This window comes from Sandarakinorhabdus cyanobacteriorum (genome assembly GCF_002251755.1).
Classification (GTDB): domain Bacteria; phylum Pseudomonadota; class Alphaproteobacteria; order Sphingomonadales; family Sphingomonadaceae; genus Sandarakinorhabdus; species Sandarakinorhabdus cyanobacteriorum.
In genome coordinates, this window is sequence record NZ_NOXT01000100.1 from 28,664 (window position 1) to 44,066 (window position 15,403).

General features: G+C 66.9%; 12 protein-coding genes. 10 read left to right on the forward strand and 2 right to left on the reverse strand.

From position 1 onward, the window contains the following. The first annotated feature begins 9 nt into the window (after positions 1-9). The 7 genes from hemA to bchO all read left to right on the forward strand — a co-directional run bounded on the left by hemA (position 10) and on the right by bchO (position 8,875). On the forward strand, positions 10-1,233 hold the full coding sequence (gene hemA / locus CHU93_RS06680; protein WP_086115636.1) for a 5-aminolevulinate synthase: 1,224 nt from the start codon (positions 10-12) through the stop codon (positions 1,231-1,233). A 134-nt stretch (positions 1,234-1,367) separates the two neighbouring features. Beyond that, the gene (locus CHU93_RS06685) at positions 1,368-2,336 is read left to right on the forward strand and encodes a sodium-dependent bicarbonate transport family permease (protein WP_094473328.1); all 969 of its coding nucleotides are present in this window, start codon (positions 1,368-1,370) and stop codon (positions 2,334-2,336) included. Positions 2,337-2,346: 10 nt separating this feature from the next. After that, positions 2,347-2,661: a P-II family nitrogen regulator gene (locus CHU93_RS06690; protein ID WP_086115638.1), complete on the forward strand. Its 315-nt coding sequence runs from the start codon at positions 2,347-2,349 to the stop codon at positions 2,659-2,661. Between the two features lie 126 nt (positions 2,662-2,787). Beyond that, on the forward strand, positions 2,788-5,100 hold the full coding sequence (locus CHU93_RS06695) for a TonB-dependent receptor (protein WP_094473329.1): 2,313 nt from the start codon (positions 2,788-2,790) through the stop codon (positions 5,098-5,100). A gap of 96 nt (positions 5,101-5,196) precedes the next feature. Then, positions 5,197-6,222: a magnesium chelatase ATPase subunit I gene (gene bchI, locus CHU93_RS06700; protein ID WP_094473330.1), complete on the forward strand. Its 1,026-nt coding sequence runs from the start codon at positions 5,197-5,199 to the stop codon at positions 6,220-6,222. After that, on the forward strand, positions 6,219-7,988 hold the full coding sequence (locus tag CHU93_RS06705) for a magnesium chelatase subunit D (protein WP_094473331.1): 1,770 nt from the start codon (positions 6,219-6,221) through the stop codon (positions 7,986-7,988). The genes bchI and CHU93_RS06705 overlap by 4 nt, the downstream gene beginning before the upstream one ends. After that, positions 7,988-8,875, forward strand: coding sequence for an alpha/beta fold hydrolase BchO (gene bchO, locus CHU93_RS06710; RefSeq protein WP_094473332.1), 888 nt, complete (start codon positions 7,988-7,990; stop codon positions 8,873-8,875). Before CHU93_RS06705 ends, bchO begins: the two co-directional genes overlap by 1 nt. Here the strand turns inward: bchO and CHU93_RS06715 are convergent. Together CHU93_RS06715 and CHU93_RS06720 are read right to left on the reverse strand one after the other, a co-directional pair. Then, positions 8,862-9,698, reverse strand: a complete 837-nt coding sequence (locus tag CHU93_RS06715) for an enoyl-CoA hydratase-related protein (protein ID WP_094473333.1) — start codon at positions 9,696-9,698, stop codon at positions 8,862-8,864. The two genes, bchO and CHU93_RS06715, sit on opposite strands and share 14 nt — an antisense overlap. After that, complete coding sequence (locus tag CHU93_RS06720; protein ID WP_165768634.1) at positions 9,698-10,417, reverse strand: VOC family protein; 720 nt, start codon at positions 10,415-10,417, stop codon at positions 9,698-9,700. Before CHU93_RS06720 ends, CHU93_RS06715 begins: the two co-directional genes overlap by 1 nt. 80 nt (positions 10,418-10,497) lie before the next feature. On the opposite strand from CHU93_RS06720, the gene CHU93_RS06725 reads away from it, so the two are divergent. From CHU93_RS06725 to CHU93_RS17500, 3 genes are read left to right on the forward strand one after another with little or no spacing between them, the layout of a single operon-like run. Further along, positions 10,498-11,346, forward strand: coding sequence for an enoyl-CoA hydratase-related protein (locus tag CHU93_RS06725; RefSeq protein ID WP_094473340.1), 849 nt, complete (start codon positions 10,498-10,500; stop codon positions 11,344-11,346). Between the two features lie 31 nt (positions 11,347-11,377). Further along, the gene (locus CHU93_RS06730; protein ID WP_165768635.1) at positions 11,378-14,734 is read left to right on the forward strand and encodes a S41 family peptidase; all 3,357 of its coding nucleotides are present in this window, start codon (positions 11,378-11,380) and stop codon (positions 14,732-14,734) included. Between the two features lies 1 nt (position 14,735). Further along, a complete protein-coding gene (locus tag CHU93_RS17500) occupies positions 14,736-14,888 on the forward strand; it encodes a hypothetical protein (RefSeq protein ID WP_165768636.1) in 153 nt (50 codons plus the stop codon). Positions 14,889-15,403: the final 515 nt, after the last annotated feature.

Sequence of the window (15,403 nt, forward strand, 5' to 3'; positions counted from 1 at the left end):
AGAAGATGAATGAACTTTGAAGCTCATTTCCAGGCGGCGCTGGACGGCTTGAAAGAACGCGGAAACTACCGCGTGTTTGCCGAGCTGCAGCGGCGGCGGGGCGACTATCCCCACGCCACGCGCTACCTGCCCGATGGCAGCACCCAGGATGTCACCGTGTGGTGCTCCAACGATTATCTCGGCATGGGCCAGCACCCGGATGTGCTGACCGCCATGCATGAGGAGCTGGATCGTTCCGGCGCCGGTTCGGGCGGCACCCGCAATATTTCTGGCACCATGCACGTGCATCGCCTGCTCGAAAGCGAACTGGCCGATTTGCACGGCAAGGAAGCCGCGCTGCTGTTCAACTCCGGCTACATGTCGAACTGGGCGGCGCTGTCGACCCTGGCCAGCAAGATCCCGGGCTGCGTGGTGTTTTCCGACGCGCTGAACCATGCCTCCATGATCGAAGGCATTCGCCACAGCCGCGCCAAGTTCCATGTCTTCAAGCACAATGACGTCGAGGATCTCGACCGGTTGCTGAGCCAATATGGCCCGGACGTGCCGAAGCTGGTGGCGTTCGAGAGCGTCTATTCGATGGATGGCGATATCGCCCCCATCAAGGAAATCTGCGACGTCGCCGACAAGCATGGCGCGATGACCTATATCGACGAAGTTCATGCCGTCGGCATGTATGGCCCGCGCGGTGGCGGCGTTGCCGAGCGTGAAGGACTGATGGGCCGGCTGACGGTGATCGAAGGCACGCTGGCCAAAGCCTATGGCGTGGTGGGCGGCTATATCGCCGGTTCGAAGGCGCTGTGCGATTTCGTGCGCAGCTTTGCCTCGGGCTTCATCTTCTCGACCGCGCTGCCGCCGGCCATTGCCGCTGGTGCGCTGGCCTCGGTCAAGCATCTGAAAGAGAGCCCGTTCGAGCGCAAGCGCCAGCAGGAGCGGGTGCAGAAGGTGCGCGCCGCGCTGCGCGCCACCGGCATTCCGCAGATGGAAAACCCCAGCCACATCATCCCGGTGATGGTGGGCGATGCCAAGAAGGCCAAGATGATCAGCGACTGGCTGATGGAGCATCATGGCATCTATGTGCAGCCGATCAATTACCCGACCGTGCCGGTGGGCACCGAGCGGCTGCGCATCACGCCGGGCCCGGTGCACAGCGACGATGATATCGACCGGTTGGTGAAGGCGCTTTCCGACATCTGGGGCCAGTGCGCCCTGCATCGCGTGGAAGCAGCGGCCTGACACCAGTCCATCCGGTGACAAGAAACAGCCCGGCGGTGACACCGTCGGTCTTTTTCGTGGCGGCAATGCGCCGCTTGTCTGCCGCTCCGTGACAGGTTACGGCGCGTTCATGTTGACCCTGCAGGAGCGCCGCCTTGGCCCTTGATGCCCTGTTGCAGCCCGTGGTGCTGTTTTTCCTGCTTGGCGCGCTGGCGGCGTTTGCGCGGTCTGACCTGGCGATCCCGGAAGCCGTGGCCAAGGGCATCTCGCTCTATCTGATGATGTCGATTGGCCTGCGGGGCGGCGGCGAGGTGGCCGAAACCGGCTTCACCCACGACATGCTGCTCGCTGGTGGCGCCGGCCTTGCCTTGAGTTTTCTGCTGCCGCTGCCAGCCTTCTGGCTGCTGCGCACCGCCGGCAAGCTGGACCGCACCAACGCAGCGGCGGTGGCGGCGCATTATGGTTCGGTCAGTGTCGTCACCTTTGCCACGGGCAGCGAGATTCTGCGCCACGCCGGCATGGCGCCGGCCGGGTTCATGGTCGCGGTGCTGGCGGTGATGGAAACGCCGGCGATCATCACCGGCCTGCTGCTGGCCCGCGCGCAGGGCAAGGACAGTCTGGCCCCGCGCGGCGGCCTTCTGCACGAAACCTTCCTCAACGGATCGGTGATCCTGCTGCTCGGCAGTTTCCTCATTGGTCTGGTGGCGGGCAAGGGCGGCATGGCGCCGATTGCGCCGGTGTTCGATGTGCCATTCCGCGGTATGTTGTGCATCTTCCTGCTCGACATGGGCCTGATCGCCGCCCGGCGCCTGATGGACCGGCGGGCGCTGACCGTCCGCACGGCTGCGCTGGCGCTGCTGCTGCCGCTGCTGAACGGCACGCTGGGCGTGGTGCTGGGGGTGGAACTTGGCCTTGATGCCGGCTCCTCGGCCGCGCTGGGCATCCTGGCAGGTTCGGCCTCCTACATCGCCGTGCCGGCGGTGATGCGCCTGGCGCTGCCCGCGGCCGATCCCGGCCTCTATCTTGGCATGAGCCTCGCGGTCACCTTTCCGTTCAACCTCACCATCGGCATCGGCTATTATGGCTGGGTGGCCGCCCATGTCTGGCCGCTGATCCGGGGATAAGAGAGCAGGGATGACCACCACCACCCATCGCCGCCGCATCGAGGTGCTGGCCGACGAGCCGCTGATCCCGGTGATCATCCGCCTCGCGGCCGAGGCCGGGATCATCCATTACACCTTGCTGCCCACGTTGGGCGGGGCCGGCGCGCATGGCCGCTGGCGGGATGACCAATTGTCGGGCGCGACCGCCAAGGTGATGTTTCTGGCCGTCACCGGCCCGGAGCATGCCGATGCCTTCATCGACCGGCTGGCGCCGCTGCTGGAAAGCCATCACCTGATGCTGATGAGCAGCGATGTCGAAGTGGTGCGCAGCCGCAAGTTTGATTGATGCGGTGTTGCCATCCGGCAACGTCTTGAAAGTGCAAAACATCTGACATGGCTGTGCCATCGTGGCGGCATCAGCCTGCAACATTCTCCTGTGAAGGGGCAGCGTCCTTTCCATTGGAGACTGTCCATGAATTTGTCTGCCCTGCGCCTGGCCCTGCTGGCCAGCACCCTTGTCGCCGCGCCGGCCCTTGCCGCCATGCCGACCGATGCCGCCGCCGATGCTGCAGCCGACGTTGCCGCCACCGAAGACGCCGAGATCGTGGTCTATGGCAAGGGAGAGGTGCGGCAGGTCACCGAGATCAAGGCGGACGACATCCGCCTGACGGTGCCCGGCGCCAGCCCGTTCATCGCCATCCAGAAGCTGCCGGGCGTCAATTTCCAGTCGGCCGATCCGTTCGGCGTCTATGAATGGTCCACCCGCATCACCCTGCGCGGCTTCAACCAGAATCAGCTCGGCTTCACGCTGGATGGTGTGCCGCTGGGCGACATGAGCTATGGCAACACCAACGGCCTGCACATCAGCCGCGCCATCATTGCCGACAATATCGGCCGCACCCGGGTGAGCCAGGGCGCCGGTGCGCTGGGCACCGCCTCCACCTCCAACCTGGGTGGCACCATCGAGTTCTTCAGCCGCGCGCCGCAGGATGAACTGGGCATCGCTGCCAACGCCACCTATGGCGACAACGACACGCTGCGCCTGTTCGGCACGCTGGACACCGGTGATCTGGGTGGCTTCAAGGCCTATCTCAGCGCTGCGTATCTGACGGCGGACAAGTGGAAGGGCGTGGGCGTGCAGCGCGCCACGCAGGTGAACGCCAAGGCGGTGGCGACGCTGGCCGATGATGTGACCTTCACCGCATTCGTGAACTTCACCGACCGCAAGGAAAATGACTATCAGGATTTCAGCCAGGAGATGCTGGGCCGGCTGGGCTATTTCGCTGACAATATCTCCGACAACTGGCCGTTGGCGGTGCGGCTGGCCTTCATCGGCGCCAATCGCGGCAACACGGGCGTGGCCGTGGGCCCCAACAGCTTTGGCACCGTGTTTCCGGCGCCCTATACCAGCGTTGACGATGCCTATTTCGATGCCGCCGGCCTGCGCCGCGACTGGCTGGCCGGTGGCCGCCTGGAAGGCAAGTTGACGGACCAGGTGACCGCCGGCGTGCAGCTTTATTATCACAGCAACAAGGGCCAGGGCTCGTGGATCACGCCGTACAGGGCCAGCCCTGGTGGCCTGCCGCTGAGCTTCCGCACCACCGAGTATGAGATCAGCCGCATCGGCGTGCTGGGTGACGTGACGGCGACGTTGGGTGCCAACACGCTGCGCCTCAATGTCTGGTACGAGAATGTTGATTTCGAACAGGCCCGCCGCTTCTACGACATGGGCACCAGCCAGACCACGCCGTTGACCAGCGCACTGACTTATCAGTCCAACCCGTTCTTCACCCAGTGGAACAATGATTACAACACCCGCACCTTCCAGTTTGCCGTGCAGGATCAATGGGATGTCAGCGACGCGTTCTCGATCAGCGTCGGTGTGAAGGGCCAGAGCGTCAAGCTGCGTGCCGCGGCCATCAACCCGGTGCCGGGTCCGCTCGCGCTGGGCCGCATCAAATCGGAAGACCTGTTCATGCCGCAGGTCGGCCTGCTGTACAAACTGGGTGGCGGCAACGAGCTGTTCGCGAACTTCACCGAGAATCAGCGGGCGTTCACGGCGGCGGCCACCACGGGCCCCTTTGCCACTTCGGCTGCCGGGTTTGCGGTGATCGCCAGCCAATTGCGCCCGGAAAAGACCAACACCTTCGAAGGCGGTTTCCGCTTTGGCGAAGGCAGGTTGAGCGGTGTTGTCGCGGCCTATCTGGTGAATTTCTCCAACCGCCTGCTGTCGATCCCGCAGGGGCCGGGTATTGTCGGTAACGCCTCGTTGCTCTCCAACGTCGGTGATGTCCGCTCGATCGGGGCGGAAATCGGCCTGCAGTGGCAGCCGGTGAAGGCGTTCACCGCCACCGCATCCTATGCCTACAACGAAAACACCTATCGCGATGATGTGCGCAATGCCGCCGGCACCGTGATCCAGGCCATTCGCGGCCGCACCGTCGTCGACAGCCCGCGCAGCATCGCCAACCTGGAGCTGGCTTATGACGACGGCCATTTCTATGGCCGTGCCAATGCCAACGCCATGTCGGGCCGCTTCTTCACCTTCTCCAACGACCGCGAGGTTGGCGGCCGCGTGGTGGTGGATGGCAAGATCGGCTATCGGGTCACCAGCGACAACCGCTGGCTGAACGGGCTGGCCATTGAAGCCTCGGCCAGCAACCTGTTTGACCGTCGCTATGTCGCCACCATCGGCTCCAACGGCTTTGGCTTCAGCGGTGACAACCAGACGCTGCTGCCGGCGGCACCGCGCCAGTTCTTCCTGACGCTGCGCAAGGATTTCTAAGCCCGGCGCGATCGCGAGGCGCCGCAGGCCCTTTGGCCTGCGGCGTTTTGCGTGGCCCGCTTGATGCTTTTGCAGCGGGCCCCTAAGGCAGCGCGCATGGCAAGCGCACGCATCCCTTTCCCGTTCACCGCCATCGTTGGCCAGGCCGAAATGAAGCAGGCCCTGTTGCTGGCGGCCGTGGAGCCGCGGCTGGGCGGCGTGATGGTGTTTGGCGATCGCGGCACTGGCAAATCCACCGCCGTGCGCGCGCTCGCCGGCCTGTTGCCGCCGATGAAGGTGGTGCCGGGCTGCCGCTATTTCTGCGCGCCGGATGATCGCAGCCCCTGCATCGAGGGCTGCCGCGACAAGGCCGGCAAGCGCACGGAAGAGGCGAGCGTGCCGTTCGTCGATCTGCCGCTGGGCGCGACCGAGGACCGGGTGGTGGGCAGCCTTGATCTGGAGCGCGCGCTGGCGACCGGCGAGAAGCGCTTCGAGCCCGGCCTGCTGGCCAAGGCCAATCGCGGTTTCCTTTATATCGACGAGATCAACCTGCTGGAGGATCATCTGGTTGATCTGCTGCTCGACGTTGCCGTGTCGGGCACCAATATCGTCGAGCGCGAGGGCCTGTCGATCCGCCACCCGGCGCGCTTCATCCTGGTGGGCAGCGGCAACCCGGAAGAGGGTGAACTGCGCCCGCAGCTGCTCGACCGCTTTGGCCTGTCGGTTGACGTGCGCACGCCGACCGACATGGGCGACCGCATCGAGATCGTGAAGCGCTGTGACCGGTTTGACCGTGATCCGGCCGCCTTTGTCGCCGAGTTTCAGGACAGCGAGCAGGCCACGCTGGAGGCCATTGCCAAGGCGCGCAAACTTCTGCCCAAGGTGCAGGTCGCCGACGAGATGCTGGGCCTGGGTGCGCAGCTGTGCTCGGCGGTGGGGGCTGATGGCCTGCGCGGGGAATTGACCCTGCTGCGCGCCGCCCGCGCCCAGGCCGCGCTGGCCGGCAAGAAGGAGGTGAAGCGAACCCATGTTGCCGAAGTGGCGACCATGGCGCTGCGCCACCGCCTGCGCCGCAACGTGCTGGATGACACCGGTTCGACCAGCCGCATCGCCCGTGCCATCGCGGAGCTGATCCCGGCATGACGCCCGATGGGGCGGCGGCAGAAGAAGCGTCGGGCGAGCGCTGGGCGCTGGCGCTGAGCGCCATCGACATATTGGTCGCGGCCGGCAATGCGATTGGCGGCATATTGCTGCGCGCCCGGCCCGGCCCGGTGCGCGATGCCTGGTCCGACGCGCTGAATCTGGTGATCCCCACCCGGCGGCTGCCGGCCAGCGCCGATGCCGAGGCGCTGGATGGCGGGTTGGACCTGACGGCGACGCTGGCCAGCGGCAAGCCGGTGCAGCGCGCCGGCATCCTGGCCGATGCGGCCGGCAAGATATTGGTGGTGCCGATGGCGGAGCGGCTGAATCCGGCGCTCGCCGCCCGGCTGGCGACCGCGATTGACGAAGGCTGCCCGCCGCTGGTGCTGTTTGACGAAGGCGATCCCGACGATCCGGAGCGGGAGCGGGTGCCGCAGGGGCTGGCCGAGCGGCTGGCCATCCACATCGATCTTACAGCCGTGCGCCTGCCGATGGCGGCGCTGGTGGCGGGCGAGGCACCGCCGCCGCCGCTGGAAATGCTGGCCGAGCCCGGCGCCATCGCCAAGGACCCGGAAACCGCGCTGGCGGTGGGCGCAGCGGCGCTTGGCATCGCCTCCATCCGCGCGCCCATCATGGCGGTGCGGGTGGCGCGCGCCCATGCCCGGGCCGATGAACGGCCAGACGCCATCGAACAGCTGCGTGAGGCCGACATGGCCGCTGCCGGCGCACTGGTGCTGGGGCCGCGCGCCACCCGCCTGCCGCCGCCCCCGCCGGACGAGGAAGACCCGCCCCCGCCCGAAGAGCAGCCGCCGGACGAGCCGCCGCCCGAAGACCCGCCACCGCCGCCGCCGCCATCGGATGACACGCCCGGCGACGATCAGGAGCAGCCGGAACCGCCACCCGTGGACCCGACTGACATGATCCTGGATGCGGCGCAGACGGCGCTGCCGCCGGGCCTTTTGGATGCATTGGCGGCTGGCACCATCAACAAGGCGCCCAAGGCCAGTGGATCATCCGGCGCCAAGCAGAAGAGCATCACCAGCGGCAGGCCTGCGGGTGTGCGGCCCGGCATGCCGGGGCGCGGCGCACGGCTGGCGCTGATTGAGACCATCAAGACCGCCGCGCCCTGGCAGAAGATCCGGCCGGTGCGCGACGATGGCCGGCTGGCCATCCGGGTGGAGGATCTGCGCATCCGCCGCTTCATCGCGCAGACGCAATCGACCACCATCTTCGCCGTGGATGCCAGCGGGTCCGCCGCGTTCGCGCGCCTGGCCGAAGCCAAGGGGGCTGTCGAACTGCTGCTGGCCGAAGCCTATGTGAAGCGGGCCGAAGTGGCGCTGGTGGCGTTCCGCGGCAGCGAGGCGGCGCTGGCGCTGCCGCCCACCCGCAGCCTGCCGCGCGCCAAGAAGGAGCTGGCAGGCCTGGCTGGCGGTGGCGGCACGCCGATTGCCTCGGGCCTCGATCTCGCCCGCAAGGTGGCAGAAGGCGAGAAGGGCCGGGGCCGCAGCCCGCTGGTGGTGGTGTTGACCGATGGCCGCGCCAATGTGGGCGGCGGCGATGGCGTGAGCCCGCAGGAGGCGGCGCTGGCCAGCGCCCGCGCCTATCGCGCCAATGCCATCCCGGCGGTGTTCATCGATTGCTCGCCGCGCCCGCGGCCGCAGGGGGCCGAACTGGCGGCAGCGATGGGCGCGCGGCTGGTGACCCTGCCGCGGGTGGATGCAAAATCGGTGGTGGCGGCGGTGAAGGCCGCATCGGCAGGGACGATCTGATGCGTTGGGATGTTGATTCGGCCCATGTGCCGCACCGCGACTGGAGCCGTTTTGTGACGGCCGGCGGGTTGAAGTGGCATGTGCAGGAAGCTGGCCCGGCCGATGCACCGGTGCTGCTGCTGATCCATGGCACCGGGGCAACCACGCACAGCTTTGCCGGGCTGGCGCCGCTGCTGGCCGAGCGTTTTCGCGTGATCATTCCCGATCTGCCCGGCCATGGCTTTACCCAGAAGCTGAACGCGCCCGATCCTGATGCGGTGGCCAAGGCCATGGCGGCGCTGGTGACCGAACTGGGGGTGCGGCCGGCGATCATCCTGGGCCATAGCGTGGGCGCGGCAATTGCCTTCATGATGGTGGCGCGCGGATTGGTGGCGCCGCAGGCGGTGGTGTCGCTGGGCGGGGCGCTGCTGCCCTTTGCCGGTGTGGGCAAGGTGTATCCGGGCCTGGCCAAGGCGCTGTTCGTCAATCCGTTCATGCCGGCCTTCTTCAGTTTCACGACGCGCTTCCAATCGATGACCGACCTTTTGGCGCGCTGGACCGGCTCCCGCTCCACCCGCGAACAGGTGGCGCATTATGAGCGGCTGTTCCGCAATTCGTCCCACACCGGCGGGGCGCTGGCGCTGATGGCGCATTGGGATCTGGACACGATCGAGCGCAGCATTGCCCATGTGAAATGCCCGGTGCTGCTGCTGCATGGCGAACGCGACCAGACGGTGCCGCCATCGACCAGCCACACGGTGGAGCGGCGGCTGGCCAGCCATGGCGTGACGGTCGTGCACCGCGCGCTGCCGGGCCTGGGCCATCTGGCGCATGAAGAATCGCCCGGCGTGCATGCCCAGGCGGTGATCGAGTTCGCGCTGGGGCTGGGCGTGCTCAGCGCCCCCTGAACACGGGGCTGCGCTTTTCAACGAAGGCCTTGGCGGCATCCTTGTGATCTTCGGTCAGGCCGCAATGGACATGGTGGGTGGCTTCGAGATCGAGGCAATCATCCATGTCGCTGCCGGAAAAGGCGCGGTTGAGATTTTCCTTCATATAGGCCAGCGCCACCCGTGGGCCGTTGGCGAGGCGGGTGGCCAGTGCCTGGGCCTCGGCCAGCAGGACATCGGCGGGTACCACCTTGTTGGCCAGCCCCAGCCGCTGTGCTTCGGCGGCATCCACCCGGTCTGACAGGAAATAGAGTTCGCGCGCCTTGGCGGCGCCAACCAGCCGCGTGAGGAAATAGGTGCCGCCATAATCGCCCGAAAAGCCGACCTTGGCGAAGGCGGTGGTGAGGAAGGCCGTATCGGCCATCACCCGGAGGTCGCAAGCCAGCGCGATGGACAGGCCGGCGCCGGCCGCCGCGCCGGGAATGGCGGCGATGGTGGGCTTGGGCATGGCGTGCAGCCGGCCGGAAATGGCGCGCTGGTTGCGGCGCTGGCGGGCAATCTGTTGGTCAATTGGGGCCTGATCGATGGGCTCAGGCTCGCCACTTTCATTGCGGGCGGCCATGCCCTTCACGTCGCCACCGGCGCAAAAGGCCCCGCCGGCCCCGGTGATGACGATGGCGCCTATGGCGGGATCAGCCTCGGCCTGCTCCAGCAGGCGGGCCAGCGCATCGAGCATGGCACGTGACAGGGCGTTGCGGGCGGCGGGCCGGTTGAGGGTGAGGGTGAGAACACCCCCCTCCACCGCTGCGATCAGATCATCGGTGTCGGGGGCATAGGCGCTCATCAGCCATCCTCGGGCAACAGGTCGATGCCGCAAGCATGCGCTGGCGCAGCAAGGCCCGCAACCCTGATTGCCGACAGGCCTTCGCCGCGGCCATCGCGCACCGGCACCACGTCGATCTGGCCATGATCGAGGCGGATGCGCCAGGTGTCGCCCCGTTGCTCCCACGGCCGGGCCAGGATGGCGCCCCACCGCCCGATCAGGTCCATCGGCTGATCGGCTGCCAGCACCACGCCGGTGATGGCCCGATCAGGGCGGCAGGCGCGCTGCCAATCCGGCCCGGCCCAAGCATAGCTGCCCATCAGGGCCGGGTTCGGGCCGTGGCGATCGATGGAGAGCAGGCAGCCGCCGGTGTCGCGCGGGTGGAGATGGAGGGCGGTGGCCTGCTGGCCGTGAAGGTCCACCGTCAGATCCTCGACGATGCGCATGCCCAGCATGGTCATGCGCAGGCGGACGGCGGCGATATCATCGGTGTCGAGGATCAACATATAGCCGGTGGGGCCACCACGGCGATCCAGATAGCGGCCGGCGGTGGTGTCGGGGCGGGTGGGGGCCAATGCCTCCAGAAAGGTGCCACCGAGCGCCCAGAGCGCATTTTCCAGGCCATATTTGCCCACGCCAGGATCCCGGTAGCAAACCTCTGCCCCCAATATCCGCGTGAAATCCGCCACTTGCGGGGCCAATTCATCGGCCACCACGGCAATCTGGCGCAAGCGCAGCACGACCCTCTCCAATCCGGTAATTGTTTCCCTCGCAACGCACCTTACGCATGGGGGCGATAGCGCCCTCATGGGGGATGATCATGGGCCTTGATGGCATTGATGTCAGCCGTTTGAATGGCAATTTGCTGATTCGGTTGAACCGGCCAGAGCGGCTCAACGCCTATACGGATGCCATGGGCCGGGCGCTGGCGCGGGCGGTGCGCGCCGCCAGCCAGGATGATGATGTGCGCGTCATCATCATCACCGGGGCAGGCCGTGCCTTTTGCGCCGGTGCTGATGTGTCGGCCGGCGCCGACAGTTTTGACATGGCGGGGGATGGCGCCGGCAATTTCGGCTCTGGTCGCGGCGGCCGGCACGACAGTTTCATCCATGCCCTGTTTGACAGCACCAAGCCGGTGATTGCCGCCATCAATGGGCCGGCCGTGGGCGTGGGCATCACCCTCACCCTGCCGTGTGACGTGCGCATCGCCGCCGACGGGGCGAAGATCGGCTTTGTCTTTGCCCGGCGCGGGCTGGTGCCGGAAGCCGGCAGCGCCTGGTTCCTGCCGCGTCTGGTGGGCTTGCCCCAGGCGCTGCGCTGGTGCCTGTCGGGCCGGCTGATCAGCGCCGAAGAGGCCTTGGCCGGCGGGCTTGTGAGCGAGGTAGTGCCGGCCGACCAGTTGCTGGAACGGGCGCTGGCCATTGCCGCAGAGATGACCGAGGGCACGGCGCCGGTAGCCGTTGCCATGGCGCGGGCCATGTTGTGGCGGCTTGGCAGCACGGCCAGCCCGGATGATGCGCTGAAGGTGGATGCCGCGTTCAACATGGCGCTGGGCGGCGGGCCGGATGTGAAGGAGGGCGTGGCTGCCTTTCTGGCAAAGCGCCCGCCTGATTTTCCCGGCCGGGTGAGCCGCGATCTGCCGCCGGGTTTCCCGTGGTGGGATGATTGACGCCGCCCGGCGCTGCTGCCACGCTTTGGGCATGAAATCTTTGGGGAATGATCGCATGAAGACCATCCGTTGGGCCGGTGCCGGCCTGCTTGCGCTTGCCAGTGCCGCTGCCTCGGCGAGCCCGCAGCGCCTGCTGCAAGCGCCTGTGATGAGCGCCACGCATCTGGCCTTTGTGTCGGGCGGCGATATCTGGGTGGCACCCAAGGCTGGCGGCAAGGCGGTGCGCATCACCACCGGCATCGGCATCGAACAGGCGCCGAGCTTCTCGCCCGATGGCCAGACGATTGCCTTCACCGGCGAATATGATGGCAACACCGATGTGTTCACCGTGCCGGTGGCCGGCGGCGTGCCCAGGCGCATGACCTTTCACCCCGCGGTTGATGCTGCCGTGGGCTGGAGCCCGGATGGCGCGAAACTGATCTTCCGGTCCAACCGCGATTCGGCCAGCCGTTACACAAGGCTGTGGCAGGTGAACGCCAGTGGCGGCGCGGCCACTGCGCTGCCGTTGCCGATGGCGGCGGCCGGCATGATGGCGCCCGATGGCAAGTCCATCGCCTACAACCCGCTGGAGCCGGGCTTTTCCTTCAACCACACCCGCTACACCGCCTGGGGCAATTATCGCGGTGGCCTCACCGGGGCGGTGTGGATCACCCAGCTGGATGGCCTGAAGACCCGGAAGGTGCCGCAGGATGGCGGCGCCGATTTCTCGCCGGTGTGGCTGGGTGGCCAGGTCTATTTCCTGTCGGGCCGCAAGGGGCCGGTGAGCGTGTATCGCTTTGATCCGGCCTCGGGCCAGACGACGCTCGTTTGGCAGAACCGCGGGCCCGATATTCGCAGCCTTTCGACCGACGGCAAGGCGCTGGTGTTTGACCGGCTGGGCACCATCTTCACGCTGGTGCCGGGCGAGGAGCCCAAGGCGATCAGCATCGATCTGGATGGCGACATGCCCGATGTGCGGCCGCGGGTTGCCAATGTGGGCAGCGAGGTGCGCGCCGCTGCCATTTCCCCCACCGGCCTCAGGGTGGCGGTGGAGGCGCATGGCGAGATCATGACGCTGCCGGTGAAGGAGGGCATCACCCGCACCATCACCGCCACCGCCGGCACCATGGAGCGCACCCCGGTGTGGAGCCCCGATGGCCAGTCCATTGCCTATTTCAGCGATGAAGGCGGGCTCTATGCCCTCCACGTCGCCAGCCAGCAGGGCGCCGGCAAGGCGGTGAAGAAATATGCCCTGGCCGCAGAGCCCGCCTATTATTTCAACCCGAAATGGTCGCCCGACGGCAAGCGCATCGCCATGCAGGACAACCGGTTGAACACCTGGATCCTGGAGCTGGCGACCGGCAAGCTGACGGCAGCTGGCCCGCCGGATGAATTTGGCGGCTTTGCGACATCGTCCAGCGGCATGGCCTGGTCGCCCGATTCGGCCTGGTTCGTCTATGCCCGCACCAGCGGCAATCATTTCCCGGTGCTGATGCTGCACGAGGTGGCGACCGGCAAAACGACCCAGATCACCGATGCCATGGCGATGGCCAGCGAGCCGGCGTTCGACCGCGATGGCAAATATCTTTATTTCCTCGCCAGCAACAATGCCGGCGGCACCATCTATCCGCTTGATATGTCGAGCGATGTCTATCAGCCGACGCGCAGTGTGTGGGCGATTGCCCTGAACGCCGGCACGCCATCGCCGCTGGCGCCGGAGCTGGGCGACGAGAAGGCGCCGCCGCCGCCGCCCGCGCCGGAAAAGGCCGATGCGAAAAAGCCGGCCAAGCCTGCCGCCGCTCCGGCCACCCCGGCCATCAAGATCGATCTGGCCGGCCTGACGCTGGATCAGATCGCCCGGCGCATGGTGGCACTGCCGCTGCCGGCCGCCGATTATCGCAATCTCGAAGCCGGCAAGGGCGGCGTGCTCTGGCTGCTCAAGGCCAATGAAGCGCTCGACATCGATGCCGATGAGGCGCCCGGCGCGTCGCTGATCCGCTGGACGCTGGAGGGCAAGAAGAGCGAGACGCTGTTCGACAAGGCGCAGGGCTTCACGCTGTCGGCCGATGGCAACAAGCTGCTGGTGCGCACCACGGGGGCGAATGCCAGCTGGCTGGTTGCCGATGCCACCAAGCCGATCAAGCCCAGCGACCCGGATGTGAAGCTGAAGACCGAAGGCCTGATGGCCCGCATCGATCCGGCCGCCGAATGGGCCCAGATGTATCGCGAGATCTGGCGGGTGCAGCGCGCCTATTTCTATGATCCCAATTTCCACGGCTATGATGTGAACGGCGCGGAAAAGGCGCTCAGCGCCTGGCTGCCCGGCATCCAGTCGCGCGGCGATCTCAACTATCTGTTCCACGAAGCGCTCACCGGCTTTTCCATCGGCCACCTGCGCGGCGGCGGCGGCGCGATCCCGGCGGCGAAGCGCGTGCCGGGCGGCCTGCTGGGCGCGGATTACACCAGCAAGGATGGCCGCTGGTGCCTGGCGCGCATCCACGATGGCGGCACCTGGACGCCGGACATCAAGGCCCCGCTCGCCCGCCCCGGCCTGGATGTGAAGGTGGGTGATTGCATCACCGCCATCAATGGCGCCGAGGTGCGCGGCGACGAGGATATCCAGCGCCACCTGGAAGGCACCGCCGACAGCGCGGTGATCCTCACCATCGCCCGCGCTGGCCAGCCAGCCCGCGAAGTGACCGTGGTGCCGATCGCCAGCGAGGCGCGGCTGCGGAACCTCACCTGGATCGAGGACAACCGCCGCCGGGTGGACCAGTTGTCGGGCGGCAAGCTCGGCTATGTCTATCTGCCCAACACCGGCGGCGGCGGCTTCACCAGCTTCAACCGCTATTATTTCGCGCAGACCGACCGGCAGGGCATGGTGATCGATGATCGCTTCAACGGCGGCGGCCAGGCGGCGGATTACATGATCGAGGTGATGAACCGCCGCCTGATCAGCTGGTGGCAACCGCGCTATGGCCGGATCGACCGCACGCCATCGGCCGCCGTGCTGGGGCCCAAGGTGATGCTGATCAACGAAGGCTCGGCCAGCGGGGGGGACATGCTGCCCTGGATGTTCCGTGATTTCAAACTGGGGCCGCTCGTTGGCAAGCGCACCTGGGGCGGCCTTGTCGGCATCGGCGGCATCCCGCCGTTGATGGACGGCGGCCAGCTCACCAGCCCTTCCGTCGGCTTCTTCTCGCCCCAGGGCGAATGGGCGGTGGAAAATATCGGCGTGCCGCCCGACGTGGAGGTGGACCAGGATCCGGACAAGGTGATGGCCGGCGGCGACCCGCAGCTGGAAAAGGCCGTCGCCCTGGCGCTGGACGCCCTGGCCAAGAACCCGCCGCCGCAGCCGAAACGCCCGCCCTTCCCGCTCTATGGGCCGGACGGCCCGATCCGGCGGTAAGATGGAGATCCCGGTTGAATATTACGGCCTGATCGAAGGCGGGGTCAGCCTGTTCGCCGTCCTCGCCTTCGCCGGCTGGCAATTGTGGTCCCTGCGGGAAAAACCGGGCGACAAACCGGACGCGGGGGACGACGACGCGTCCAAGGGCCGTTGAGTTTTGACACTTTTGACGGATTCGCCGGGATTCCGGATTGTTTTTGCTGGCCTTTGCGGCGGCCGGGGCGCGATTCCCCATGCCCCGCCTGTCATGATGCGACACACGTGACGCATCGCACACATGCGGCGCGGCTGTGGGTGGTGCTTGCGGTGGAAAGAGCGGGGCCAGCATAACCCCATTTGCCCTGTGTAGGACAGAGCGGCGTGCCGAGGGCGGTGGAAGACGGAGAAGCCTCCGGCGGCAAGGGGCGAGGCCCCTTGACCCGTTCGTGTCAGCGCGGCCCTGGCCGATGCGCGCGGTCTTCATCCCGCCACTCACCACGTCATGCTGAACTTGGTTCAGCATCCATGGGAGTACGCCCCCCAACGCGCGCCTTTCGGGGCACTTGGACCATGGATGCTGAGCCGAAGACCGGCGCAGCCAACCAAGTTCAGCATGACCAGCGCTTGCACGCCAGGGCGCGTCCCCAACCCCACGTCACCCCGGACTTGTGTGGGCGGGTTGGAGTAGCG

Bases quoted from the DNA above. Each gene is read 5' to 3' on its own strand.
- hemA (WP_086115636.1), top strand. From the start codon at position 10: ATGAACTTTGAAGCTCATTTCCAGGCGGCGCTGGACGGCTTGAAAGAA.
- CHU93_RS06690 (WP_086115638.1), top strand. From the start codon at position 2,347: ATGACCACCACCACCCATCGCCGCCGCATCGAGGTGCTGGCCGACGAG.
- CHU93_RS06695 (WP_094473329.1), top strand. From the start codon at position 2,788: ATGAATTTGTCTGCCCTGCGCCTGGCCCTGCTGGCCAGCACCCTTGTC.
- bchI (WP_094473330.1), top strand. From the start codon at position 5,197: ATGGCAAGCGCACGCATCCCTTTCCCGTTCACCGCCATCGTTGGCCAG.
- CHU93_RS06705 (WP_094473331.1), top strand. From the start codon at position 6,219: ATGACGCCCGATGGGGCGGCGGCAGAAGAAGCGTCGGGCGAGCGCTGG.
- bchO (WP_094473332.1), top strand. From the start codon at position 7,988: ATGCGTTGGGATGTTGATTCGGCCCATGTGCCGCACCGCGACTGGAGC.
- CHU93_RS06715 (WP_094473333.1), bottom strand. From the start codon at position 9,698: ATGAGCGCCTATGCCCCCGACACCGATGATCTGATCGCAGCGGTGGAG.
- CHU93_RS06725 (WP_094473340.1), top strand. From the start codon at position 10,498: ATGGGCCTTGATGGCATTGATGTCAGCCGTTTGAATGGCAATTTGCTG.
- CHU93_RS06730 (WP_165768635.1), top strand. From the start codon at position 11,378: ATGAAATCTTTGGGGAATGATCGCATGAAGACCATCCGTTGGGCCGGT.
- CHU93_RS17500 (WP_165768636.1), top strand. From the start codon at position 14,736: ATGGAGATCCCGGTTGAATATTACGGCCTGATCGAAGGCGGGGTCAGC.